Genomic DNA, 24,134 nt, shown 5'->3' on the forward strand with positions numbered 1-24,134 from the left:
GGTACCTCGGGGCGGAACTTCTACAAACCTCATGGTTCTGGGTGTCCAGAATTCTTATTGTGTGGGCTCCGCTGTATGCCAACCCAAAAAACTTTTGTAATTGGCTCAGGTTTTATCCCACGGATAGGAATAAATGTCAACTCACCCGTGAACCCGGTTCCACCTGAGTCATGCAGAATTCGATAATTTCTTGATTTTTGCTGTTAAAGGGTGCATATTTTAAGGGGGTTGGGACGGCTGTCAAAGGCTTGTACTACCCCGGGGTTCGATTTGAACCGGGTTATACCGGGTGTTGCAATAGAGCCCTGCATGTAAAAAAAAAGCTGCGGTATTTCTAAGCGTGCACTGCTTATGGGAGGGGTTATACCGGAGGAGGCGTTTATGACTAACACGAACTCACATCCGGATTCCCAAGGGATCGCGGTTCTTTCCACTGCTGATTTTATTCTGAGTCTTGAAGCCCTGGCAGCCAATGCCAGTACCGCTACACCGGTAATCCTTGCAGCCTGCTGTTTCCCCGGCGGGGGACTCCGCCGGAGGCTCTCCCGCTTTGACGATCTCCTGAGGAAACAGCGTTTCATAACATCGGGGCTGGGTGAGGTGATGCCGGCCCAGTGTATCTTCGGGCAGATAAGTTCCGATGTGTACATGGCAGCCTGGCGGGATACCAAACAACAGCCCGGAGACCTGGAGCTTGTTCTGGATACCATCCGTGGGCGACTCCTGGAACTTGGGCAGATTAATCCATCCCTCACCCCGGGAAAGTTCCGCCTCGGCTGCGCTCAATATCCCCTCCAGGGGAAAACCGTGCTGGAAACCGCCGATATCCTCACCGGGGCCATTTCCATGTCAGACTTTTCCCTGGATAACATCATATTGAACCAAGAACCCCGGGTCATCCAGCGTCTGTCCGAGGAGTACCGGCTGATTGACCAGCTTCCCATGGCCCTGTCCCACAATTTGCTATACATGGTAGCCCAGCCGGTGATGAATCTCACCACGGGGCAGCCGGTGAGTTTAGAGCTCCTGGCCCGGTGGTTTGATCCGGAAACCGGGTTTGTAAGCCCGGACCACTTCGTTCATATCGCAGATAAGCTGGGATTGAGCGAACTACTTATTGAGAAAAGCCTGTCTGCTGCGGGAGCATTGGCAAAGGTCTTCCAATTACAAAACCTGCCGCTCCCGCTAATGACCATCAATGTAACCATGGCTGATCTGGTCCGGAAGGATTTCTGTCCGTGGTTCTTCCGCCGGGTAGATCACTGGAATGCTCCTGTGGACCGGCTGGGCCTGGAGATATCCGGCAGGGTGGATTCCTGGCCACATTACAGCACCGTTGCCAATTTGCGCACCCTGCAGGAAAGCGGCATTGAAATCATCCTCGATGATTTTGGCAGCGGCCCGAATAACTACGAGTCGGTTTGGTTTCTTCAACCCAGCAGGGTGAAGCTATCCCAGCGTTTCACCCGGGAATTAATCAAGGGAAACCTGGAACCTGATACAGAGCCTGAACACCAGGGGCACTCGCATTTTGAAATAATTCATAGGCTCACTGAAACCATAGGGGTTTCCGTCATTGCAAAGGGTGTAGAAGAAGAAATACAGGTGCAGTCCCTACAGGATGGTGGGTTCATCTATGCTCAGGGAAATTTCTTCAGCGAACCCCTGGATCTGGAAAAGGTCGCAGATTGGGTGGGCAGGCTTTCCCTCCCCGGTGCTGCCGGCAGTCTTCCCGGGGGGATGGAGGATCAAACAGATAGTTTGCTGAGCCTCTTCTCAGACGAGGAACTCTATTAGGAATCGCCGAGAGGAGGATCCCCTGCTGCCCCGGGTTGCCCGTCTGCCCGTTACCGGCAACTTCGTTCCACGCCAGGGGCGTTTTTCGTTAAAATCACCCTGAAGAACATTGACAATCTTCTAGGATTTGATAAGATTTGTCCCATGAATGATTATCGGTCTGAACACTTCAACCTCCACCTCCTAGCCCTACTCCTTTTCTCTGGCTCTGCAGTGGCGGTACGAGGTAGCCGATAGCCTACCTGGGTATTACCAAGCCCGCTGCGGAGAGATCCGGGCGGGCTTTTTTTTAACCCTGTCCGGTACTCCCCGGGCAATCCACGCATCCCCAGGGACGGGTACATTCAAAAGGAGGAAGAAATGGCAAAGTATCGACCCTACCCCCCGGTGAAATTGTCCGACAGGACCTGGCCGGAACGGGTAATCAGCACGCCGCCCCAGTGGTGCAGCGTTGATCTTCGTGACGGGAACCAAGCCCTGGCAACCCCTATGAATATCGATCAGAAAATGAAGATGTTTTCCCTGCTGGTCGAACTCGGTTTCAAGGAAATCGAGATTGGGTTTCCCTCAGCCAGCCAGATAGAGTATGATTTTCTCCGATCCCTCATCGAGAAGGACCTGATTCCCGAAGACGTGACCATTCAGGTCCTGACCCAGAGCCGAAGGCACCTGATTGAGCGCACGGTTCAGAGTCTTAAGGGCTGTAAAAAGGCAATAATCCATCTGTACAACTCCACAAGCGAACAACAGCGGCGGATTACCTTTTCCATGAGTCAACAGGAGATCCTGGACATCGCCATTGCGGGAACCAAGACGATTATTGAACTGCTGCCGGAGCTGGAGGGTACCGAGGTGACTCTGCAGTACAGTCCGGAGAGTTTTACCGGAACCGAATTGCCCTATGCTCTGGAGGTCTGCCAGCAGGTCATTCAAACCTGGGATCCAAAGCTCCGGGGACCGGTTATAATCAATCTGCCCGCCACCGTGGAGCTATCCACCCCGAATATCTATGCTGATCAGATCGAATGGTTCTCCCGTAATTTAGACCACCGTGAACAGATCATTATCAGTCTGCACACCCATAATGACCGGGGTACCGGTGTGGCAGCCACAGAATTGGGCCTCATGGCAGGTGCCCAACGGGTTGAGGGCACCCTCTTTGGTAATGGGGAGCGCACGGGGAATGTGGATATCGTGACCCTGGCATTAAATCTCTTCAGCCAGGGAATCAACCCCGGATTGGACTTTAGCAATCTCCCCAGAGTACGGCAGGTGTACGAGGAATGCACCCAGATGGATGTTCATCCCCGCCACCCCTACGCCGGGGATCTGGTCTTTACCGCGTTTTCTGGCAGTCACCAGGATGCAATTTCCAAGGGGATGGCGTTGGTGGAGGGCAAAACCGAGGCTCTGGGTACCCAGTCCAAGGCCCGGTCTAGCTGGAACCAGGCCTTTGCTGAGAACACTCCCCTCTGGGATGTTCCGTACATTCCCATAGATCCCAAGGACATCGGGCGTACCTACCAGGCCATAATCCGGATTAATAGCCAGAGCGGCAAAGGGGGCGTGGCGTACATCCTTGAACAGGAGTACGGGTTCCGGGTACCCCGGGCGATGCAGCCAGAACTGGGGGCCGCGGCGAACCGGGTCAGCGATTCTCTGGTGAGGGAATTGACAGCCGAAGAAATTTTCACCATCTTCCAAGAGGAATTTGTAAACTGCCGAAGCCCGTTCAGCCTAAAGTCCTATTCTCTCCAGAGAAACGGCAGCCACCAGGTAGCCTTTACCGGGGTTTTGCTCCAGGAGGGGGAGGACATGAGACTCCAAGGCTTAGGCAACGGTCCCATTGATGCCTTTGTCCATGCACTGAAAGAGGCCTTCGGGCTTTCCCTGAGCGTGGCTGAATACACCGAACAGGCCATCGGGGCGGGGAGCGGAACGGAGGCTGCCGCCTTTATCTGCCTTCAAACCGAACACGGGGACCGTATTTGGGGTGTTGGACAGGATACCGACACCTCAGGGGCGAATTTCGCAGCGATCCTAAGCGCCATAAACCGGGGGATTGCCGCAGGAAACACGGCCTTTTCCAGCCTTTGATGCAGTGGAATCTGCCAACGGCTCCGGGCGATATGATACATGAGAGGATCCAGGATAGTGATATATAAAAAGTTGGGGTTGATACTTCTGGTGATGGCAGCCGTTGGCCTTGGCCTGGGGGCTGCCGGGGGTGTCCTGCTGTATCAGAGCTGGAGGTCCCCCATGACCTCCCTAGAACCCAGGGAATTTACCATTGCCCGGGGAGACAGCCCGGAACTCATTGCCAACCGCCTGGTACAAGAAGGGCTGCTCACGAATTCCTGGAGCTTCCGGATTCTGGTTCGGCTCTACGGGTATGCACCGCATATTAAGGCGGGTCGGTATGGAATCCAACCCGGTGACTCCCTTCGGGACTTTACCCAGGATATTGTATCGGGGAATAGCATTCCAGATGATATTACCCTGCGGTTTACCGAAGGGATGAGGGTGGATCAGATGGGTCAGATCCTGGAGCAGGCAGGATTTTCATCGGGCCAGGAATTTAACGCCCTGGCCGTGATGGATGAAACCTGGGAGGACCTCTGGGTCATCCAGGGACTTGAGCCTGGGCAGAGCCTTAACGGGTATCTGTTTCCGGATACCTACCGAATCCGTCCCGGGACGCAACCCCGGAGTATAATCAGAACGATGGTGGAGAATCTTCAGGTAAAACTGCAGAGTCTCGGTATAACCAATCGGGATTACCGGAGTCCCCAGGGGCTTTCGATCCACGAAATACTGACCTTTGCCAGTATTGTGCAGCAGGAAAGCCCCCTGGAAGACATGGAACTGATCGCTGGAGTCTTTGAAAATCGGCTTGAACGCGGTATGCGCTTTGAGTCGGATGCAACGGTCAATTTTATCCTCGGAACCAGCAAGCTCATTCCCACCGCCACGGATATCCGTGTTCAGCATCCTTACAACACCTATCTGAACCGGGGGCTTCCACCGGGCCCTATCGGAAATCCGGGTATTGAGGCTATCCGAGCCACTCTAAATCCCGAACAGCATGACTACCTCTTCTTTTTACACACCCCGGAGGGTGTAACGGTTCCATCCAGAACCTTCCAGGAGCATCTGGCAGCCCGCAGAATCCACTGGGAATAGCCACCAAACCACCGAACCCGGAACTACTCGAAGGGACAGGCAATCAGTGGGTAGTGCGTACCGCCTGCTACCCTGAGATATTCCCGGGGGTAGGGCTTCCGGTAGCAGATGGGATACGATGCGGGGAATTGCATGTCCTGCTCCGCTCCTTGAACCAATAAAAACGGCCCCCGGAACCAACTCCAGGGGCCGATGACTTTAGTACGGGGAATGCCAATTGCGAAGGTCTTTTACAATCGGCTTGAGGTATCCAGGAGTAATCCAGAATCCCCTAAACCCCTATATTCCAGGGCTCATGCCGCCGTGAAGGTCTTCAAGCGGTACATGAACCGGGAAAAACTCCGGTGGGCGAACTGGGAACCGAAGCTGCAGACAGCCTCGGCTGCACCCACTTCGCGCCGGGATTCTTCCTTAAGGTAGTGCCAGTGACGGCAAACCCAGAGGTAGAGTTCGGCTCTACTATGGCCTGGAAAGGCTCCTGCTAATCCCTCCTGATCAATAGCCCTGCTAATAGGCTCGTACACATTCTCGTACCAGGAATATACTGCATCCCTCATGGAGATCTCATAGGGTATACGCTCATTGGTCAGGTATTTATGGTCGCTGATGTGTTGAAGTACCTCATGGTACTGTTCATCGGATGTCAGCTGAAAATTCTCACCCGAAAATTCCGGGGTTCCCAGTACTAACGATTCGAATTCCTTTCGAAATCTGCCTGTTGTTTGTGCCATAACGAACCTCCTTGGTGTTTGGCAGCGAGGGTTACGCGGCGGATCTCCTGATCCTGCGCAACTTCCTTCTATATGGGGTCGCTACTCCTCCCGTTTGGGAGGAAGACCCGGAGATTGAGAACCGTGCCGGCCTCCCGGCTTACCGGGTAGCGGCAAACTCAATCGTTATTTTTTTCTCTATCATCCCTTCGGGACTAACAATAGTCACAAAAAAGCCAGAAGTCAATCATGGGTCCATAAATTTGTCAAGGATTTTTTATAGGAAAAGAATATGCTACTCAGATTCTGGGACTTCCAGTACAATGACGGTATGAAGAACCAGGGGATTCACGGTGATGCAATCCGGTTTCTGGTCTCAGGGAGGGTCCAGGGGGTCGGGTTCCGTTACAGTACTATGGAGATGGCAAGCCGGTTGGGACTGGGTGGTTGGACCCGGAACCTTCCCGACGGCAGGGTCGAGGTGGTGGCCCAGGGACCCGACCATGCCCTGGAGGATCTGGGGCGCTGGCTCCAGGAGGGCCCCGCCTTCGCCCGGGTTGAGGCAGTGGAATCCTCCCCGATCCACCTGACAGAGCCGCAAAAAGAATTTACTATACGACGGTGAATCCGAAACGACCATATTCTCGGAGCCAGCAGAGGCAAGGACGAAGCTCCTTTTCCTGGTTCCAGTTCATTAACACCCTTTCCTTCTCGTTTCTGGCGGGGAACGTACTGACCCTGCTGCTCCTGCGCCTGGGGGCGAGTAATACCCTCATCGGGGTTGTAAACAGCTTTGTGTACCTCTCATTCTTTTTCATGCCCCTGGGGCGTATGCTAGTAGGGAAATTCGGGCTGGTTGCCACCTTTGCCAGGGCCTGGGGGGCCCGGTACGTGGTGATGATTCCGGTAATTTTTGTACCCCTGTTGTGGCAGGATTCTCCGGGCACGGCGATTCCTCTGATTGTTGCAGGGTACCTCGGCTTCCAGGTGTTCCGTGGTATCGGTATCGTGAGTTTCAACCCTATTATGAAGGCACTGAGCCACGGAAAGGACCAGGGAACCTTTCTCAACCGGGTACAGATCCTGGTTCATCTGGCGAGCATCTCCGCAAGCCTTGGCGTGGCGTTTCTTATCGGTCGGGAAGCGCCCCTCTGGCGTTATTCGATCTCTCTGGGTTTCGGATCCCTTCTGGGGATTTGGGCTACCCTCCTGTTCACCCGGTTACCTGAACCCCGGGATAGCGAGATTACCCAAGGCCCCGGCCTTGAAACCGGCCCCGGACTTAAGACGGGCCCCGGCCTTGAATCCGGCCCCGGCCCTGGGACAGAAAACCGGACTGATCCTCGGTCTGGCTTGGTTGATGCCCTGGCACGGCAGTGGAAACACCGGGATTTCAAGCGGTTCATTCCAGCCTTCAGTTTGCTCATCTGCGTATCCAGCCTTGTCCGGGCCTTCCTTCCCGTATATGCCAAGCAGGTGTATCTCCTGGGGGACGATATGGTCCTGATGCTCAATCTGGCGGGCAGCCTGGGGGCGGTGGTGATGGGCCTTATCAACCGCAGGGTGATGGATCGGCTGGGGGCTAAGCCGATGGTAATGATTTTTACGGGAATACTGCTGCTCTCCCTGGGGCCGGTCATCCTGGTTCCCCGGATAGAGGGTATCCTGGGGCTCCTGCTGTTAGGGGGCAGCTTCTTTCTGTCCTTGATGGGTATTGCGGGAAGTGAAACCAGCAGCCAAGGTTATTTTTACGCCATTCTTCCCCGGAAGGGCGAGCTGGATTTGGGAATCTGGTACTATCTTATCATGGGTGTGGCGGGTTCCCTTGGATCGGCCTTGGGAGGAGTGCTCCTGGACGGGTTAAAAACAGTAATGCCTATTCAGAGTTCGTTCTCGGTCTTTTTCATCCTAGCCGGCTTGGGTATTTTATTGACGGTGGTTCTTCAGGTACGGATGGATCGGCTTAATGCCTCTAGTTTGCGTTCGGCTCTGTCGATGCTCTTCAGCCTTCGGGATTGGCGGGCTATAAGCATGATTCAGCGGCTGGAGGGTTCAAGGACCATTGATCAGGAACAGCAGGTGCTCCGGGATCTCCAGGGCTCATCCAGCTCGCTTCCCGTAGAAGAGGTGTTAGAGCGGCTTTCAAGCCCCCTCTTCCGGATCCGCAGGCAGGCCCTCACAGCCCTGTACTACCTCCCCTACTCCCGGCAGGTACAAGACGCCTTGTTGGAACAGATCCGCTGCCATCAGTTTGCCACGGCCTACCACGCCGCCAGGATTGTGGGCCAGCGGGGAAGCAAGGAGGCTATACCCGTATTGAGGGAGGCGGTTACCAGTAACGATTACCTCTTGGCAGCCAACAGCATGCTCGCTCTGGCCGATCTTGGCGACCACGCCTCCCGCCCCCGGATTGAGGCCATGGTACTGAGCCACACCAATCCCATGATTCTGGTATACGGGGCTGCCGCCCTACGGGTATTTGATGCCTGGGAGAGTCTGCCCTTCCTCTATCAACTGGGTGAACAACCCGGGGTACCGGATTATGTTGTTCAAGAAGCGGCATTCTCCGCTGCAGGGATTCTCGGACTGGAGAATACAGTGTACCGGGCGTACCGTGAATACCAGCAGGACCCCGAGGAAGGCCTGGCCCTGGCCGGGGAGACCCTGGTAAAGAACCATGAACCCTACTGGACGGAGAAACTCCTCCATGCAACCCCCGGGGAACTCTTTCATGAGGCTGAAGCCCTTGGCATCATCCTCAGTGAAGAGGGGAGCCGCCCCGGTCACGAAACGACGGCAGAATCCCCGACCCAGACCCCCTGGGATCCGGAAGCCCTGGGGCAGGGCTTATCAGATCCTGGATCGGACCATGGAGGCCACGGACCGGCGCTATTGGAACAGGCCCGGCTATTAGCAGCCAGACCGGGGCTCATGGAATCGGCAGCCTTTGTGTTTTTATGCAAGAGTTTGATTCTCGCAGCAGCAGGGGAACTTCCCCCGGAATGGTATCAGGAGTAGGGCCATGGAGATTAGACGCGTGACTGGATTAGAACCCTTGGGTCCCTCGGGCTGGGTCCTGTCCATAGCCGGCCCCTTGGACTACATCCCCGGTCAGCACATCGGGGTGACCCTTCCCGGAGGCCCGGAACCCCGGCTCTACAGCATAATCCCGGTGGATCGGCCGGAACACTTCGGAATTCTATTTACCCCGGTACCCCAGGGAGAGCTCACCCCGGATTTGCTGAGCCTGAAACCGGGAGACAGAATCCTGACCACCGAGGTTCGGGGAAGCTTTTTTGACCCCCCGGGCCGGGTATGGTGGATCGGAGCGGGCACCGGTATCGCCCCATTTTATGCCATGAGCCGCCTAGGCAGAAACCGGTCCGGTGCTCAGCCCCCGGGGAAGGGAGATACGGTCTCGAAACAGCCCCCCGACGGGAATCAGCATACCGGGGACGGCTACAGGGCAGCCACGCCCAGGGACGGCTGGTTCGCTTCAGATCAATCTCGCAAAGCCGGGTACGGAACTGTCTCGGACAGTCCGGAGCGTCTCCTGCTGCATTCCGCCCGGCAGGAGCAGGACCTGTATTTTCGGGACTACTTTACCAATGCGCCGGGAATACGGTATTGTCCCTTCTCTACCAGGGAACGGCCGGGCCCTGGGGTCCGGCATCAGCGGATCACCACATGGATTGATCAGACCGAGGACGAGGTGTTCCAGAGGGTGGACGCGGTGTTACTCTGCGGATCCACCCAGATGATTCTGGATCTGCGGGAGCTGCTCATGGCCAAGGGGCTGGCCTACGATCGGATTTTTTCAGAGATCTACTTTTAGAACCGGGCGGTTCAGCCCATTGGGAAGCCGGACCGGAATACTATCCGGGGCATGGGAATCACCCTGGGAAAGGATCCTCGGAAGGAAGGACACGCATATGAATACTCAAAAACCCTCACTATATGGCATGACATTGGATGAGCTTGAGGGGATTTTAACGCCTCTAGGACAGCCGGGTTTCCGGGCGGTCCAAGTTTTTGAATGGATGTACAGGCACCACGCCCGAAGGATTCAGGAGATGACGAACCTGCCGGCGGACCTGCGGGACGCCCTGGAGCAGCACTGGGGCTTGGATCGGCTGGCCATCAGCAAGGCGGATGAGAGCCAGGACGGGACGAAGAAATACCTCTACCCGGTATCCGGTCACACCTTTGTTGAGTCTGCCTATATCCCCGAAACCGAGCGGAAAACCCTCTGTGTTTCTACCCAGGGGGGGTGCAAGATGGGATGCCTGTTCTGTATGACCGCCCGTCAGGGGTTTCAGACCCAGCTGACGGCCGGTCAAATCGTGGCCCAGCTGGAGGCCATTCCTGAACGGGATGAGATCAGCCACCTGGTCTACATGGGTATGGGTGAACCCCTGGATAACACCCGGGAGGTGATAAAGAGCATCGCCCTCCTCACCCACCCCCGGGGATACGGGATAAGTCCTCGCCGCATCACCGTATCAACCATCGGTATTCTGCCGGGTATCCAGGCACTCATGGCGGAAACCCAGGTGAATCTGGCGGTGAGCCTACATAATCCCTTCCACGAGCAACGTAAACAGATAATGCCCATCGAGAGTGTGTACCCCCTGCGGGATGTGCTGGCATTCTTAGAAACCCAGGATTTTTCCAAGCGGAAGCTCTCCTTCGAATACATTATGTTCGACGGGCTGAACGATAGCCCGGCCCATGCCAAGGAACTGGTCCGGATTTTGAGCCGTCTGCCCTGCCGGGTAAACCTGCTGCACTTCCACCCCATACCCCAGAGCCCCATGCGTCCCTGCCCCCGGGAAACTATGGAGGCCTTCCAGGCTATTCTGAAGGAAAAGGGGCTTATGACCACAATCCGGAAAAGCCGGGGGGAGGACATCCAGGCGGCGTGCGGATTATTAAGCACCAAGGAACTGGTTAACCAATCCAAAACAGATTCCGACCCGGATTATTAATCACCCCAGCCCAGGAGGTACGGCTGACCCTGGCCCTCCCTTTGCCGGTCTTGTGGCTTGTACGGCCCGCCCCCGAGGTACGGTACAGGGTTCACGCGGAGTGCCTGGAGCACCTAGACACCCCGGACCACCTCCCACCCCGGGGTGCACAACCGGGTCTTCTTCGGCGGGTCGGCGTCAGCCAAGGATCCTTCCTCGGCCAAATCCCCTCCTAGGCTACAAGGTCGAAGCCGAACAGGGCGCTGAAGATAATCAGATCCTGGATAAAATGGATTAGAAACGCCCAGAACATGCCCCGGGTCTCGAGTACCGACCGTGCCAGGGCATACCCGAGAAATCCTGACATGATAATTCCCACCGGACCGCCAGGGCTTCCCCACCAATGAGCGGCCCCAAACACGATAGCAGATAGTAGGGGGAAATATCCTTCGCCAGGCGTACCTGCAACGATTTCCCCGGGGATCAGGCGGAAGAACAGCTCCTCGCTCCAGGCGTTGCTGATGGAAAAGGCGAGTATGATGGGGAGATGCTGAAGCAGCGCCCGGGAAGAAAACTCTGCCCCGCTCTGGGAGGCATTCCCGAACATGAATACCCCGAGAACCAGGGATATCACCACCGTTAGGCTTAACCCCGTGTTGGTCCAACTGGTCCCCTGCTTGACGAGTAACAGGCGCATCCGATCACCCGGGGCTGCAATGTCTCCTTTCCGGAGAAACACCAGGGGTTTTTTGCGCCGTAACGCCAGGATGCCCAAGGAAATGAGGGATACAATCAGAATACCCCCCTGATAGGTAGCCATCTTCCAAACACCCTCCAGGGGAATTACCTCTGAGAAAACCAGCATGAACAGGGCGAAAAACACCATGCTGAGTCCCGATAGTAGTATGGGTTTCATTGTCATTCTTACCTCCTGCCCGGGAATGTACCGGCCAGGGGGTGGTCATGTCTGTGATCAGGATCACAATCGTCCGAGGGAACTGCGGGGCACGTACCATCTCAGCTCTTGAAGACCGTGCTCCGGAATATCCGGGGTAGCTAGGGGCGTGCAACCGGCTCAAGGTTAGGATAGCCCTCGGCCATGGGATTTCGGCGGCTACCGAGCGCGCAACCGGCTCAGATGCTCCCGGCTTATACCAAGCCATGAAGCCAGGACCGTAACGGAGACCTTCGCCATGAGCTCGGGATGATCCCTGCGGAGTTGGGAGAAGCGTTCCATGGGGGTTTGGGTTAACAGGCTGATTAACCGGTTCTGACGGTCAACGAACATCGCCTGGCTCGCAGAATCGAGTATACCCCGGAGCCTCCCGGTTTGATCGCATTGGATGGTCGACACGGGGATCTTAGCCAGGGTACAGGGTTCAAGGCATTGGGTGAAACAGCTGGTGATTTCTCCGGTGATCAGGCTTTCGTATTCGGTCAGGAAATCTCCTTCTAAGCAAAGATCCAGGCAGATGGTCTTGTCGGTTCCGGGTATAAAAATCCCAGCGCTACCCGATACTATGAGATAAATCCATTCCTCCCTGGTTCCGGCGCGTTTAACAATGTCCCCCTTCTTACAGGACTGCAGTTGACTGGTTTCCGCGAAGGCCTGGGCTGCCTCCCTATTAGCTGGAAAATGTTTGAGAAATTGGGAAATGATCCTGTCCCGAACGCCTTGATCCATCTCTACACCCTCCTTCCTGGTTCTGTTTTCGATGAAATCCGGTATTCCCGGCCCGCCAGAGCCATTTCGGCGGATTTATTCTTGATGGCCTGGGGGATGGGGAAAAGCAAGCCGCTTTCGACCCCAGCCCCGTACCCCAGAATACCCTCCCCAGCGTTGACCCTTCAAGCTTTTTTAGAGTACTCTAACATTTGTGAACAAGCCCCATGAAACCGAGCTAACCAGCAGCCAAGAAGACTATCTCACCACCATCTGGCGCATCGTCAGGGAGAAACAAGCCGCCAGAGCTACGGATATTTCCCGGCGCATGGGAGTAACCGGTCCCTCGGTTACCAGCGCTCTACGGAGCCTGTCGGAAAAGGGGCTGGTGAACTATGCTCCCTATGACATTATCACCCTTACAGCCCGGGGACAGGAACTGGCCGACAGTATCGAGCGGCGCCAGAAGGTTCTGCGGACCTTTCTGTCCACGGTTCTGGCGCTCTCGGCGGATGTGGCTGAGGAGAATGCAAACCGGCTGGAACATGCCGTCAGCCCTGTGGTGCTGAGCCGGCTGACCAAGTTCATTGAGTATTACGAAACCTGCCCCGGCGAAAAGGTCCGCTTTATCGAGGATATGGGGTATTTCTGCGAGGGACATTCCCCGGAGTGCAGAAACTGCGCTGCTATGCGGCACCCGGATTTCGGATTTCATGCAGCCAAGGGCCCTGCAGCGGAGGGCTGAGCCTCAACCCGGGTATACCGTCCCCCCGCTCAGCAACACCCAGGAGCAACACCCAGGAGCAACACCCAGGAGCAACACCCAGGAGCAACACCCAGGAACAACACCCAGGAGCAACACCCGGCAACGGCTTCCCCTCCCGCCCATGATCAGAAATCTCCATCCATCGGATTGACAAAAAAGTTTCTTTGCATTAACAATTATCCTATTATTATGACTATTTTAGTCATGTTTACATGACAGCAGACTGGATACAACGGGATGGGACGGTGTTCCCTTCTTGGCTGCACCGAGAGGTGGATGCCCGGTAATGCCCCGTTTTGTTGATTCAGGTGTTTTCGGAGGGAGGATTTACCATGATTACGTACCGAAACAATTGGAAACTGGCTCTCGGAGCGGTTCTTTTCATAGTATTGACTGCAGGCCTGGTTTCGGCCGGCGGCGCAGAGGAAGGGAGGAGTGACGAGCAACCCGGGGTGGTGAACGTGTACAGCCACCGCCACTACGATGCAGATCAGCAGCTCTTCCAGGACTTTACCCGGCAGACGGGGATTACAGTGAATGTGGTCCAGGCTGGGGCGGACCAGCTCATCGAACGCCTCCGGGCGGAAGGTGAAAACAGTCCCGCGGACCTCCTGATTACCGTGGACGCCGGGAGACTGCACCGGGCCACCGACCTGGGGCTCCTTCAAACAGTCGAATCCCCAACCCTGGAAGAGAATGTCCCGGCACATCTACGCCATCCCGGGGGCTACTGGTACGGTCTGACGAAACGTGCCAGGGTTATTGTCTACGACAAGACCAAGACCGGTCCCGGGGCCATGGACTATGAGGACCTTGCAGATCCCGATCTGCCCGGGGAGATACTGGTGCGCTCCAGTTCCAGCATTTACAATATCAGCCTGCTGGCAAGTATCATCAATGCCCGGGGCGAGGATGCTGCTGCCCAATGGGCCCGGGGTGTGGTGGAAAACATGGCGAGGTCCCCCCAGGGAAACGATAGGGATCAAATGAAGGCCCTGGTGGCCGGCGCCGGGGATTATGCCCTGGTAAATACCTACTACGTGGGTCTGCTCCTGAATTCTTCGGATCCGGAAGAACAGCGGGTGGGAGAACGGATCGGCATTCTGTTCCCCAACCAATCCGGAAGGGGCGCCCATGTCAATGTGAGCGGTGCGGGAATAACCGCCCACGCTCCCAATCCCGAGAATGCCCTCAGGCTCCTGGAATTCCTCACCGGGGAGGAGGCTCAGGGGGTGTTCGCCCAGGTGAACTACGAGTATCCGGTGAATCCCCGGGTCGAACCCGGGGAAACCATCAGCGCCTGGGGTGAGTTTATCGAGGATACCGCTGATCTGAAGGTTCTCGGTGAGCTGGGTCCCCAAGCGATACGGATCTTCGACCAGGCCGGTTGGCGCTAGACAGATGCGGAAGCCGGAAAATCCGGAAGCCCCGGGGGGACCGGGGCTCCGTCCGGGTTTTGCCAGATTTTGGGGGATCTCCGAGGGTTGGAATCACCCTAAACCGAGACCATACGGCCTCGGTCGCTACGGATTCTGGAAATTCTTCCTGGTATTGGTATCCCTGGCCTTGATAATCCCCCTGGCTGGCCCCCTGGCACAGTTGATTCTGCCCCGGGGGAAGGCCTGGGACCACCTGGCCGGCACCGTTCTTGGGCGGTACAGCGCCACCACCCTCATTCTGGTGGCGGGGGTGGTTCCCCTCAGCGGGATCCTGGGTACCGTCAGCGCCTGGATTGTGAGCCGCTACCGCCTGCCCCTGGGATGGATGGTAGATCTGCTCCTGATCCTGCCCCTGGGACTGCCCAGTTACCTTACCGCCTATGCCTATGCCGGAGTGTTTGACTATTTCGGCCCCCTGCATGATGCCCTGGTGTTTCTGGGGATGAGCCGGGAGGCTGCCTCGGGCCTACGGATTCAGAGCCTTCCGGGGCTTATATTCGTACTGACTGTTTCCCTGTATCCCTACGTGTACATCGTGATGCGAAGCCGTTTTTCTCACGGCCTCACTGCGCCCCTGGAGGCGGCCCGGAGTTTGGGTGCCCGGGGCTTCCGGCAGTTCTGGGGGGTGGCGCTGCCTATCAGCCGCCCTGCCTTGGCGGGGGCTATGGGCATCGTGCTCATGGAGGTGTTGGGGGAATACGGCGCAGTAACCTACTTCGGGTTTGATACCCTGACCACCGGGGTTTTTAAGGCGTGGTTCGGGTTTTACGATTTGGCGTCGGCTGGGCGTCTGGGTGGCATGGTGATTTTGTTGGTGCTGGGGATCTTGTGGGTGGAGCAGCGGCTTCGCCGGAACCGGGGGTTCAGCGCCGAGTACCGACGCAGCCGTGATCTGGAACGAATGGGGGTTCTCCCCTGGAAGGCGGCCGGCCTGGGGCTGATTGCGGTTCTCCCGGGGGTGCTGGGATTTCTTGTTCCGGTGATGCAGATCCTCTCCTGGGCATGGATGGCCCTGCCGGAGGCTCGGTGGGCTCCGGTGATGGCGGGGATCAGCAATACCCTGGGGCTCGCCCTGGGAACGGCCCTTCTCGGGGTGGTTCTCAGTGTGTTCCTGGGGTATGCCAGGAGGCTGAGCGGCCGGGGGGTCCTGTTCCGGTTTTCCGAGATCTCCCTATTGGGCCACAGCATTCCCGGTGCGGTCGTCAGCCTCGGGGTGCTGGGTCTGGGCGGAGTGGTATCCTCATGGCTCGGCCTCAACACCAGTGTCGGCGCGGCGGCAATCATGCTCCTGGTCTTCGGATATTTGGTGCGTTTTCTCTCGGTGGCTCAGCGGCCCATATCGGCAGCTTTGGAGCATTCCGGACGCAGCCTTGATGAGGCAGGCAGGAGTCTGGGCTGCGGGCCCTTGGCGACCCTGCTGCGGGTGCATGTACCGACCCTGGGGCGTCCGGCAGCTGCAGGCCTGGTATTAATGTTCCTGGATATTGCCAAGGAACTCCCCCTAACGATCATCCTCCGGCCCTTCAACTTCAATACCCTGGCGGTCCGGGCTTACGAGCTTGCTGCGAACGAGATGGTGCATGCGGCGGCGATTCCGAGTTCAATGCTGGTTATCCTGGGGATGATCGGGGTTCTGCTCATACGAAAGAGGCTCTTATGAACCATGTATTGGATGTTCTGAGTATCACGAAAACCTATCCCGGGGAGGTTTCTCCGGCGGTCCAGGGGGTAACCCTGGGGCTGCAAGCCGGGGAAATCCATGCCATTACCGGGGAGAGCGGGTCAGGAAAATCCACAACCCTGCGGATCATTGCTGGGTTCGAGAATCCCCAGGCCGGACGGGTTCTCATTCAGGACCGGTTGGTGGCCGATGCAGAGGCGGGAAAAAGTCTTGCCCCTGAAAAACGGAACATCGGTATGGTGTTTCAGGATCATGCCCTCTTCCCCCACCTCACCATCCAGGAAAATATCGGATTCGGTCTGACCCGGTCATCCGGGTTATCCAAACCGGCCATCCGGGAGCGTATTGATGAGCTGCTGGAGATTGTTCACCTCCGGCCCTTCCGCCGCAAATACCCCCATGAAATTTCCGGGGGCCAAGCCCAGCGGGTGGCCCTCGCCCGGGCCCTGGCACCCCGGCCTGCAGTACTGCTCATGGATGAGCCCTTTAACAGCCTGGACGTTCGGTTAAAGCAGCATCTCATTCCCCAGGTGCGCCAGGCCATCCAAGCCACCCAAACCCCCACCCTCCTGGTCACCCACGACCGAAACGAGGCCTTCGATCTGGCTGACCGCATTTCCATCATGCATCAGGGCAGAATCCTGCAAAGCGGAAGCCCCCAGGAACTCTACGAACGGCCGGTGAGCTGCTACGTAGCCGAGTTCTTCGGCCGGGCATCCATGCTCCATCGCAGGGGCGAAACGTATATGATCCGTCCGGAGCATCTGGTTTTCACACCCCTGGCGGAAGAAACCTCCAGCGTCATGGAGATTGAAATCCTTGGGCGTTACTACCGCGGTCATCACTGGGAACTGGAGGGGCTGATACAGCGCTGTCCGGAGGTTCCCGAGTTTGCCGGTCAGGTTGTCTCCTGCTATGTCGCCGGAACCGCCCTTCCCGGGGATCAAGTGGTTTCCCTGTATTTCAGAAAGAGTGCTTTGCAGCGCCTTCCTTTATGAGTATTTTTATCATGTTTTAGGATAGCATCACGGAATTTCTACAGGAGGATTATTGTGAGACACGGATACAGACCTGTTCTTGGTCTTTTTTTATTGGTAATGGTGATTCTAATGGTTGGTTGTACCCCGTCTGAAGGGGGTACCCAGGGGGGTGATTCATCCGCCGCGGGCTCCCGGGGTTCAGCCCTCGACCAGATACTCGAACGGGGAAGCATCCGAGTCGGCACCACGGGTGACTATTTTCTGAGTTTTATAGATCCGGAAACCGGTGAACGGGCCGGGTTTGAGATTGAGCTCGTTCAAATGTTGGCGGAGGATCTTGATATTGAGGTGGAGTGGGTACAGACGGACTGGGCTAACCTGATTAGCGGAATCGCCGCCGGAAAGTACGATATTACCGGAGCTGCCAGCTACAACATGGGCCGGGCGAGGAGTGCAGGATATACCAATCCGGTTCTGGACTACGGTACGGTTCCCCTGGTGTTGGCTGCCAGGGTCGGCGAGTTTTCCACCTGGGAGGATGTGAATTCAGGGAATGTTACGGTAGCGGTGCGTCAGGGAACATCCTTTGAAGATCTTAGCCGGGTCATCGCCCCGGAGGCCCAGATAACCGCCATTGCCAGCCCGGCAACGGAGTACCAAGAGGTGCTAACCGGAAAGGCCGACCTTGCCCTAACATCCAGTATCGATGCTGCCAACCTAGTCTCCCAATATCCCCAGCTCGCCATCCCGGATCTTCCGGCCAGGGTCCGGACCCCCATAGGAATGCTCACTCCCCGGGGTGATTTCACCCTTATCAACTTCCTCAACACCTGGATTGCATCCCAGGAGTATTCCGGGGCGCTGGAAGAGTTGCGGCAGCGCTGGAACCTGTAATGGACTATTCATGGGCCTGGTATGAGGTTTCGCCCTTCAGCGCTCAGGGACAACGCAACCTGAGTTTCATGCTGGAGGGCCTGCTACCCACCCTGAGCGTGAGCCTGGCCGCCTTCGGTGTATCCATTGCTCTGGGCTTGGTGATCGCCCTGCTGGGATTTATTCCCTGGAAACCCGCGAAGATCCTCAACCGGGTTTGGGTGGAGCTATTCCGCTCGATCCCCTTTCTGGTCATGATCCTCTGGGTTTACTACGGACTGCCCATCAGCATTGGGATTGATTTGAATATTTTCTCCGCCGCGGTGGTAGCCCTGGCACTTACCGACAGCGCCTTCGAGGCGGAGATCTTCCGGGGTGGCATACAATCCATCGGGAAGGACCAGCTTGAGACGGCGCGGTCTCTGGGCCTTACCCCCGGACAAACCATGGTATCCGTGGTTCTTCCCCAGGCTATCCGCCGGATTCTGCCTCCCCTGGGTAATCAATTTGTATACATGCTGAAGATTTCTTCCCTGGCGTCGGTCATCGGGTTTGCGGAGCTCACCCGGAAAGCGAACGAGTTAACCCTAATCAAATACCGCCCCCTGGAAATCTACACCGTTCTCATTCTGGAATACCTTGCCCTGATCCTTCTTGCATCATGGCTGGTGAGAAGGCTCGAGGCTCGCTTGGGATCCTCTCAGGAGGGACACGGCTGACCCATGAACAAACCCATCGTCATTGTGGGCCAGGGCATTGCCGGTTCAACCCTGGCCCTCGAACTGATCCGGCGGGGGTACAAGCCTTTTGTGCTTGATGCCTCATGGATCTTCGGTTCCACCGCAGCGGCAGGGGGAAGCGTTCACCCCTGGGTCCTTTCCAAACAGAGACCTACCTGGCGGGGACTTGAAAGCTTCGAAACCGCCCAGCGCTGGTATCGGTCAGCTGAGGCGATGCTAGGATTACGGGTGTGGCATCCTCTCTCCCTGTATAGGCTATCACCCTCGGGAAAGTCCCCCGGTCCATCACCAGCCTTGGCATCCCCCGACACCGGGTCGATGGGTGCAAACAGCCGGGATGCCGAGAAACACATCCTGGAAGACGGCCGGATTGTTCATGCCGGATTTGGGGCCTGGTTGAATACCCGGGTCCTAGTATCGGGCATCAGGGGGTACCTGGCTCGGAGAAACATGCTTCGTACGGCTATCCTGGGAGAACGGGACATTAATTTCAAGGACCGTATTATTTCCCTACCCGGGGGTAAGACCCTCGGATACTCAGCCCTGGTGCTCGCCACCGGGCTTCAGGCGAGCCAGGGCCACGGTCTGCCCTGGCTGCCGCCGGCAACTCATCTGCCCTTTTACGGTGTCCTGGGCTCGATTATTGAACTCTATCTTCCGGAACTGCAGCTTCCGGGGCTCATTCACGGTCCGGTGAACATCCTGCCGATTCCCGGAACCGGGCGCATACGAATCGGCACAACCTACCACCGGGAGTACAAAGACGCGACCACCCCCCCCAATGATGCCCAGGACCTCTGTCGACGGGCAGCGGCTATCCTCGGGGGATTCGACGCCGCGGATTTGTTCCGCCGGATTGAGGCCTGCTGGTCGGGAATTCGGCCGGCGAGCCGGGACAGACTGCCCTTCATGGGTCCGGTTCCGGGGTACGAGAACAACGGGGTGTATTGCTTCAACGGATTGGGAACCCGGGGGCTGCTAACGGCTCCGGGTTTGGCAGCTCAGTTGGCGGATGCCTTGGGGGGAACCGACTCACTTCCCGAGGATCTGCTTCCTAACAGGGGCAGGGTGTAGCGGAGCTGGTAGAGGCCGTCCTGACTGTACCGTGCGATGGCTATATCGGTTATGGTTCCGGATAGACTATGACCGTCGGTGATCTGGGCATCGATCAGGGCCTGGAGCTGTTCCAGACGATTCTGGGGATATTCCACCGCCAGGGTGCAGTGGGGCATCCATTCCTGGGTTTCGAAGTAGGGTCTGGGATGGGCGGTGTACGGTAGGGCTGTGCGGTATAAACGATCCCGGAGGCGGGTGAGCTCGGGAACCGGAGAGGGTACCAGAATAAAGGGATGGGGCGGAGCCAGAAATCGCCCGGTCATACTGAACCGCAGGGGGATGGGTTTAGCCGCCTGGGTCAGATCATGCAGCCGCTCTACCAGGGTGGCTGAGTCCAGAAGAGTAGAAAACCCATACACGGTAATATGGGGCGGAACGGGTGAATTGAACAGATCCTTGCCCAGTCCCTGCTCCGATACGCTCTTCCAGAGCTCACGAATCCGGTGGGTCAGATCCTTGTCCAGGAGGGCAATTATTCCGAAATGCTCGTTCATGGAATAATTTTCTCACAGAAGTGAAACGGGGTCTACATCAATTTCTAGATATACACCCCGGGGGTGGACAACGCCCTGAATACTTGCGCCCACCATCCGATGAACGGCCTGGAAAACAGCCCCGGTAACCAGAATATGCACCCGGAAATTGCCATTTACCATTCCCAGGGGGGCTTCCGCCGGGCCGAGAATCTCCGTCTCCCCCAGGGAGGGCTGCTGGTTTTGAAGATTCCTGCGGTTATGCTCGAGCCTGACGGCGATCTGTCGAGCGGAGGACCAGGCCCTGTGGTGGTTCTTTGAGCGAACTAGTAACCGGATCATCCGGGAAAAGGGCGGGAACCCGAGTTCCCGGCGGGTTTGAATCTCCTGGGTGTAGAAGTCTGATATCCGAGATGTGGAGGCCTGGGCGATGGGGCTGCTGGAGGGATTGTAGGTCTGGACCAGGACCAGCCCGTCAGGGGTATACCGGCCCGCTCTGCCACTCACCTGGGTGATTAATCCAAAGGTACGCTCGGCACTCCGGAAATCCGGCATGTGTAATCCGGTGTCAGCCAAAACGATACCGACCAACCGGACACCGGGAAAATTGAGCCCCTTAGCTACCATCTGGGTACCCAGGAGCACATCTATCTCACCCCGGCGGAAGCGGGAGATGATCTGCTCCAGACTCCCCTTCTTCTTAACCGAATCGGTATCCAGCCGCTCGATAACCCACCCGGGGAATAGCCGGCGCACCTCCTCCTCCACATGCTCGGTACCGAATCCGGCGTAGCCCACGTCCAGGGAACCGCACTCCGGGCAGCTGGCCATCGGCGGGGTCCGGTAGCCGCAGTAATGGCAGACCATGGCGTTCCGAGATTTATGGTAGGTAAGCCCCACGGAGCACCGGGGGCATTTCGCCTCGTACCCGCAGCTCCGGCAATGGAAAAAATGACTGAACCCCCGGCGGTTCAGAAAGAGAATGCTCTGTTTCCCCAGGTCCTTGGTTTGTTTCAATTCGGTTATAAGGTCGGGGCTCAAACAGCCCTCCACACCCTTGAGATTAACCACCCGAATTTCCGGCTCATCACCCCCGGCGAGTCGACGGCTCAGGCTCACCCGGCTGATCTTGCCCTCCTCCATGAGGTGGTAGGCCTCCACCGAGGGGGTGGCGCTGCCCATAACCAGGCGTGCACCCTCGGCGGAGGCACGGCGCATGGCAATCTGCCTGGCATGATACCGCGGGCTGCTTCCGCTTTTATAGGAACCCTCGTGTTCCTCATCCACAATAATCAGACCCAAATCCGGAACGGGAGCAAAGACCGCTGAACGGGCCCCCACGACCACCCGGGCCTCACCACGCACAATCCGCCGCCACTCGCCAAGACGCTGACTGGGTGTCAGCCGGGAATGAAGAATCGCTGACGAGCTCCCGAACCGGGAACGGATGGAATCAGCGACCTGCCGGGTAAGAGAGATCTCGGGGACCAGGTAGATCACACCCCGGCCCTCGTCCACGGTCTTCCGGGCCGCCGTCAGGAAAACCTCCGTCTTCCCCGATCCGGTCATACCGTAGACATAGTACATACCCCGGGGGCTGGAGCAAATACTCCGCACCCCCAGCTCCTGTTCTTCAGAAAGCCGGACATCCTTCTCCTGGTAGGCCTCCTCTTCTCCCCCAAGCACCACAGCCCGTTCCTGTTTTCCTCCGGGAATCATCGCCCCCAAACACTCACCGATATTCGAGTAGTACATGGTGCTCATCCACCGGGCCAGCTCTACTTGGGAAGGGGTAAAGAGGGGCAGTTCATCCACCTGGGTCAGAAGATCCTTGGGGGTAATATCCTTTTCCACCAGCTCTCGGGGAAGCTCGGTATACACCTCCAGCACAAAGCCCATGAGGGTCCGTCGTCCCAGTTCAGCCCGGACGCGCACCCCGGGGAGCACCGGCAACCCCTCTGGAATACGGTAGGTGTACATCTGATCCAAGGGAAGATTGAACACCACCCCGGCCCACCTTCCGCCGTCGGCAGGCTCAATCTTGCCGCGAGCCTGCTCACCGGAACCATCCGGCCCCTTCATTTCCTCCTGATCATCCGGGGTCTCCGGGCCACCGGGAACCCCTCCAGTCTCTCTACCCATTGTCACCCCGTCCCGGCAGGGCGGGAAGCAGGCCCCGGGAGAACAAATGCTGATGCAGCACCTGGAGATCCTGCCACACCGTCCGGCGCAGATCGCGGTTCCGCAGGACCGCCGCAGGATGGTACGTCGGCACCACCGGAATTCCCCGGTATTCAAACAACCGGCCGTGGATGTCCGCCATCCGGTGGCCCTCTCCCAGCAGCACAGAACTGGAGATCCTTCCCACCGTCAACACCGCCCGGGGTTTCAGAATCTCCACCTGCTCTTCCAAATAGGAGATGCAGGCTGAAATCTCCTCGGGATGAGGGTCGCGGTTCTCCGGGGGCCGGCACTTAATCACATTGGTTATATACACGTTCTCCTGGCGATAGAGGTGGATGGCCTTCAACCACTGATCCAGGTATTGCCCCGCCTTCCCGACAAAGGGCAGTCCGTGGCGATCCTCATCGGCTCCGGGCCCCTCCCCAACCACCAATACAAGGGGATGCAGGGGCCCCATCCCCGGCACCGCATTAATCCGGGTGATGCAGAGACTGCACTTCTCACAGGACCGAACCCGTCCCGACAACTCATCCAGGGCCTGGACCCGGGGCTTGGGCATCCCGGAAGGGGGATCATTCCTTTTCGTTTCGACCGGTTCCGGCGGGTTGGTTGGTTTGTTCTGGGGTGATTCCAACCGCGGAGCTACCTCGGGTGCCGGACTTTCCCGGAGCGGAGCCTGGATCTCAGTTCCCATCCCCGCCCCAGCATCCTCAACCGGATCTATCTCCCGGCGGCTTCCCCGGATAATGGCATCCTCAATATCCTGAATTACCCGAACAACTCGGTTTCCCTTACTACTCATTCCATTCCCTCATCGTACCGGACCTCCTGAAGATACAAGCCGTGGGGCGGCGCACTCGGCCCGGCGGCAATACGCTCACCCTCCGCCAGAAATTCGGCTGCCCGGCCCGGGGATATGCCCTTTGCTGAATAATCCAGGATGCTCCCTAATATCGACCGTACCATCCGCCATAGAAAGCCGTTGGCCGAGATCTCGAATACCGTAAACGGCCCCTGACGGAAGAAGACCGCCGAGCTCACCGTCCGAATCCGGTGGGAGATCTGCTCATTTGCTGCCGAAAAGGCGGTGAAATCGTGGGTTCCCACAAACACCCGGGCATACTCATTAAGCTGCTGCAGTCCCGGAAGACGGGGACACCACCATGCATAGTTGCGGTAAAAAGGGTTTTCACACCCATCCCCGTATAAAAAGTAGCGGTAGGTGCGCAACCGGGCATCAAAACGGGCATGGAAGTTATCCGGTGCGAACACCGCCGAGCGGATCCGGATGTCCCGGGGGAGGAAACTGTTCATTGCCACCGCAAGTTTTTCCTGGGGCACCCTCTCCAGAGCAGCATCCATATGAACAACCTGACCGGCGGCATGGACCCCGGAGTCCGTCCTGCCCGAGGCGATAATCCGGACCTCCTGCTTAACCATCCGGGAAATCTGTTCCTCCATCACCCCCTGGACGGTTCTGCCGCTGTTCTGTTTCTGCCACCCGAAAAACCCGGTGCCATCGTAGGAAACCACCATTTTCACCCTAGGCATAGCCGGTACTC

Annotated in this window: 21 protein-coding genes; 14 read left to right on the forward strand and 7 right to left on the reverse strand. The window is 57.4% G+C overall.

Annotation, left to right across the window (positions count from 1 at the left end; translation table 11 throughout):
• Positions 1-381: 381 nt before the first annotated feature.
• From DC28_RS05285 to mltG, 3 genes are all read left to right on the forward strand, one after another.
• Entirely contained in the window at positions 382-1,797 is a 1,416-nt protein-coding gene (locus tag DC28_RS05285) for an EAL domain-containing protein (protein ID WP_037546640.1), read from the forward strand.
• A 360-nt stretch (positions 1,798-2,157) separates the two neighbouring features.
• Positions 2,158-3,894 (forward strand): 2-isopropylmalate synthase, encoded by a 1,737-nt coding sequence (leuA, locus tag DC28_RS05290; protein ID WP_037546643.1) that lies wholly within the window; start codon positions 2,158-2,160, stop codon positions 3,892-3,894.
• A 57-nt stretch (positions 3,895-3,951) separates the two neighbouring features.
• A complete protein-coding gene (gene mltG, locus DC28_RS05295) occupies positions 3,952-4,980 on the forward strand; it encodes an endolytic transglycosylase MltG (protein WP_037546645.1) in 1,029 nt (342 codons plus the stop codon).
• 293 nt (positions 4,981-5,273) lie between these two features.
• Here the strand turns inward: mltG and DC28_RS05300 are convergent, their stop codons facing one another.
• Positions 5,274-5,711 (reverse strand): DUF4032 domain-containing protein, encoded by a 438-nt coding sequence (locus DC28_RS05300; protein ID WP_037546647.1) that lies wholly within the window; start codon positions 5,709-5,711, stop codon positions 5,274-5,276.
• Between the two features lie 271 nt (positions 5,712-5,982).
• Here DC28_RS05300 and yccX point away from each other — a divergent pair, with 271 nt between their 5' ends.
• The 4 genes from yccX (at position 5,983) to rlmN (ending at position 10,678) form a co-directional block, all read left to right on the forward strand.
• Positions 5,983-6,315, forward strand: coding sequence for an acylphosphatase (gene yccX / locus DC28_RS05305; protein WP_238565772.1), 333 nt, complete (start codon positions 5,983-5,985; stop codon positions 6,313-6,315).
• Positions 6,312-8,708, forward strand: a complete 2,397-nt coding sequence (locus tag DC28_RS05310) for an MFS transporter (protein ID WP_037546649.1) — start codon at positions 6,312-6,314, stop codon at positions 8,706-8,708. Before yccX ends, DC28_RS05310 begins: the two co-directional genes overlap by 4 nt.
• A 4-nt stretch (positions 8,709-8,712) precedes the next feature.
• On the forward strand, positions 8,713-9,525 hold the full coding sequence (locus DC28_RS05315) for a ferredoxin reductase domain-containing protein (protein ID WP_037546651.1): 813 nt from the start codon (positions 8,713-8,715) through the stop codon (positions 9,523-9,525).
• A 97-nt stretch (positions 9,526-9,622) separates the two neighbouring features.
• Positions 9,623-10,678: a 23S rRNA (adenine(2503)-C(2))-methyltransferase RlmN gene (gene rlmN, locus DC28_RS05320; protein ID WP_052078487.1), complete on the forward strand. Its 1,056-nt coding sequence runs from the start codon at positions 9,623-9,625 to the stop codon at positions 10,676-10,678.
• A 211-nt stretch (positions 10,679-10,889) separates the two neighbouring features.
• Here rlmN and DC28_RS05325 read toward each other — a convergent pair whose 3' ends face one another.
• Together DC28_RS05325 and DC28_RS15300 are read right to left on the reverse strand one after the other, a co-directional pair.
• Entirely contained in the window at positions 10,890-11,579 is a 690-nt protein-coding gene (locus DC28_RS05325; protein WP_037546653.1) for a CPBP family intramembrane glutamic endopeptidase, read from the reverse strand.
• 192 nt (positions 11,580-11,771) lie between these two features.
• On the reverse strand, positions 11,772-12,341 hold the full coding sequence (locus DC28_RS15300; protein WP_052078488.1) for a Crp/Fnr family transcriptional regulator: 570 nt from the start codon (positions 12,339-12,341) through the stop codon (positions 11,772-11,774).
• A gap of 193 nt (positions 12,342-12,534) precedes the next feature.
• Here DC28_RS15300 and DC28_RS05335 point away from each other — a divergent pair, with 193 nt between their 5' ends.
• The 7 genes from DC28_RS05335 to DC28_RS05365 all read left to right on the forward strand — a co-directional run bounded on the left by DC28_RS05335 (position 12,535) and on the right by DC28_RS05365 (position 19,873).
• Complete coding sequence (locus tag DC28_RS05335; RefSeq protein WP_052078489.1) at positions 12,535-13,065, forward strand: metal-dependent transcriptional regulator; 531 nt, start codon at positions 12,535-12,537, stop codon at positions 13,063-13,065.
• Positions 13,066-13,418: 353 nt separating this feature from the next.
• Positions 13,419-14,483 carry a Fe(3+) ABC transporter substrate-binding protein gene (locus DC28_RS05340; RefSeq protein ID WP_052078490.1) on the forward strand — a complete coding sequence of 355 codons (1,065 nt, stop codon included), beginning with the start codon at positions 13,419-13,421 and terminating at the stop codon, positions 14,481-14,483.
• 4 nt (positions 14,484-14,487) lie between these two features.
• Positions 14,488-16,185: an ABC transporter permease gene (locus DC28_RS05345; RefSeq protein ID WP_052078491.1), complete on the forward strand. Its 1,698-nt coding sequence runs from the start codon at positions 14,488-14,490 to the stop codon at positions 16,183-16,185.
• The gene (locus DC28_RS05350; RefSeq protein WP_052078492.1) at positions 16,182-17,204 is read left to right on the forward strand and encodes an ABC transporter ATP-binding protein; all 1,023 of its coding nucleotides are present in this window, start codon (positions 16,182-16,184) and stop codon (positions 17,202-17,204) included. The genes DC28_RS05345 and DC28_RS05350 overlap by 4 nt, the downstream gene beginning before the upstream one ends.
• Before the next feature lie 54 nt (positions 17,205-17,258).
• The gene (locus DC28_RS05355; RefSeq protein ID WP_063135615.1) at positions 17,259-18,080 is read left to right on the forward strand and encodes a transporter substrate-binding domain-containing protein; all 822 of its coding nucleotides are present in this window, start codon (positions 17,259-17,261) and stop codon (positions 18,078-18,080) included.
• Positions 18,080-18,778 (forward strand): amino acid ABC transporter permease, encoded by a 699-nt coding sequence (locus tag DC28_RS05360; RefSeq protein WP_052078493.1) that lies wholly within the window; start codon positions 18,080-18,082, stop codon positions 18,776-18,778. The genes DC28_RS05355 and DC28_RS05360 overlap by 1 nt, the downstream gene beginning before the upstream one ends.
• Positions 18,779-18,781: 3 nt before the next feature.
• Positions 18,782-19,873 carry an NAD(P)/FAD-dependent oxidoreductase gene (locus DC28_RS05365; RefSeq protein WP_037546656.1) on the forward strand — a complete coding sequence of 364 codons (1,092 nt, stop codon included), beginning with the start codon at positions 18,782-18,784 and terminating at the stop codon, positions 19,871-19,873.
• Here the strand turns inward: DC28_RS05365 and DC28_RS05370 are convergent.
• From DC28_RS05370 to truA, 4 genes are read right to left on the reverse strand one after another with little or no spacing between them, the layout of a single operon-like run.
• Positions 19,801-20,409 (reverse strand): 2'-5' RNA ligase family protein, encoded by a 609-nt coding sequence (locus DC28_RS05370; protein ID WP_037546658.1) that lies wholly within the window; start codon positions 20,407-20,409, stop codon positions 19,801-19,803. The genes DC28_RS05365 and DC28_RS05370 overlap by 73 nt on opposite strands.
• Positions 20,410-20,421: 12 nt before the next feature.
• Positions 20,422-22,530 carry a replication restart helicase PriA gene (gene priA / locus DC28_RS05375; RefSeq protein ID WP_238565773.1) on the reverse strand — a complete coding sequence of 703 codons (2,109 nt, stop codon included), beginning with the start codon at positions 22,528-22,530 and terminating at the stop codon, positions 20,422-20,424.
• Positions 22,523-23,374: a uracil-DNA glycosylase gene (locus DC28_RS15305; RefSeq protein WP_052078494.1), complete on the reverse strand. Its 852-nt coding sequence runs from the start codon at positions 23,372-23,374 to the stop codon at positions 22,523-22,525. Before DC28_RS15305 ends, priA begins: the two co-directional genes overlap by 8 nt.
• Positions 23,371-24,123: a tRNA pseudouridine(38-40) synthase TruA gene (truA, locus tag DC28_RS05385; protein ID WP_052078495.1), complete on the reverse strand. Its 753-nt coding sequence runs from the start codon at positions 24,121-24,123 to the stop codon at positions 23,371-23,373. Before truA ends, DC28_RS15305 begins: the two co-directional genes overlap by 4 nt.
• Positions 24,124-24,134: the final 11 nt, after the last annotated feature.

Source organism: Spirochaeta lutea, from assembly GCF_000758165.1.
Classification (GTDB): Bacteria; Spirochaetota; Spirochaetia; order DSM-27196; family Salinispiraceae; genus Spirochaeta_D; species Spirochaeta_D lutea.

Bases quoted from the DNA above. Each gene is read 5' to 3' on its own strand.
- DC28_RS05365 (WP_037546656.1), top strand. From the start codon at position 18,782: ATGAACAAACCCATCGTCATTGTGGGCCAGGGCATTGCCGGTTCAACC.
- DC28_RS05300 (WP_037546647.1), bottom strand. From the start codon at position 5,711: ATGGCACAAACAACAGGCAGATTTCGAAAGGAATTCGAATCGTTAGTA.
- DC28_RS05285 (WP_037546640.1), top strand. From the start codon at position 382: ATGACTAACACGAACTCACATCCGGATTCCCAAGGGATCGCGGTTCTT.
- truA (WP_052078495.1), bottom strand. From the start codon at position 24,123: ATGCCTAGGGTGAAAATGGTGGTTTCCTACGATGGCACCGGGTTTTTC.
- DC28_RS15305 (WP_052078494.1), bottom strand. From the start codon at position 23,374: ATGAGTAGTAAGGGAAACCGAGTTGTTCGGGTAATTCAGGATATTGAG.
- DC28_RS05315 (WP_037546651.1), top strand. From the start codon at position 8,713: ATGGAGATTAGACGCGTGACTGGATTAGAACCCTTGGGTCCCTCGGGC.
- DC28_RS05370 (WP_037546658.1), bottom strand. From the start codon at position 20,409: ATGAACGAGCATTTCGGAATAATTGCCCTCCTGGACAAGGATCTGACC.
- DC28_RS15300 (WP_052078488.1), bottom strand. From the start codon at position 12,341: ATGGATCAAGGCGTTCGGGACAGGATCATTTCCCAATTTCTCAAACAT.
- rlmN (WP_052078487.1), top strand. From the start codon at position 9,623: ATGAATACTCAAAAACCCTCACTATATGGCATGACATTGGATGAGCTT.
- DC28_RS05350 (WP_052078492.1), top strand. From the start codon at position 16,182: ATGAACCATGTATTGGATGTTCTGAGTATCACGAAAACCTATCCCGGG.
- yccX (WP_238565772.1), top strand. From the start codon at position 5,983: ATGCTACTCAGATTCTGGGACTTCCAGTACAATGACGGTATGAAGAAC.
- DC28_RS05345 (WP_052078491.1), top strand. From the start codon at position 14,488: ATGCGGAAGCCGGAAAATCCGGAAGCCCCGGGGGGACCGGGGCTCCGT.
- DC28_RS05360 (WP_052078493.1), top strand. From the start codon at position 18,080: ATGGACTATTCATGGGCCTGGTATGAGGTTTCGCCCTTCAGCGCTCAG.
- DC28_RS05325 (WP_037546653.1), bottom strand. From the start codon at position 11,579: ATGACAATGAAACCCATACTACTATCGGGACTCAGCATGGTGTTTTTC.
- leuA (WP_037546643.1), top strand. From the start codon at position 2,158: ATGGCAAAGTATCGACCCTACCCCCCGGTGAAATTGTCCGACAGGACC.
- priA (WP_238565773.1), bottom strand. From the start codon at position 22,530: ATGGGTAGAGAGACTGGAGGGGTTCCCGGTGGCCCGGAGACCCCGGAT.
- DC28_RS05340 (WP_052078490.1), top strand. From the start codon at position 13,419: ATGATTACGTACCGAAACAATTGGAAACTGGCTCTCGGAGCGGTTCTT.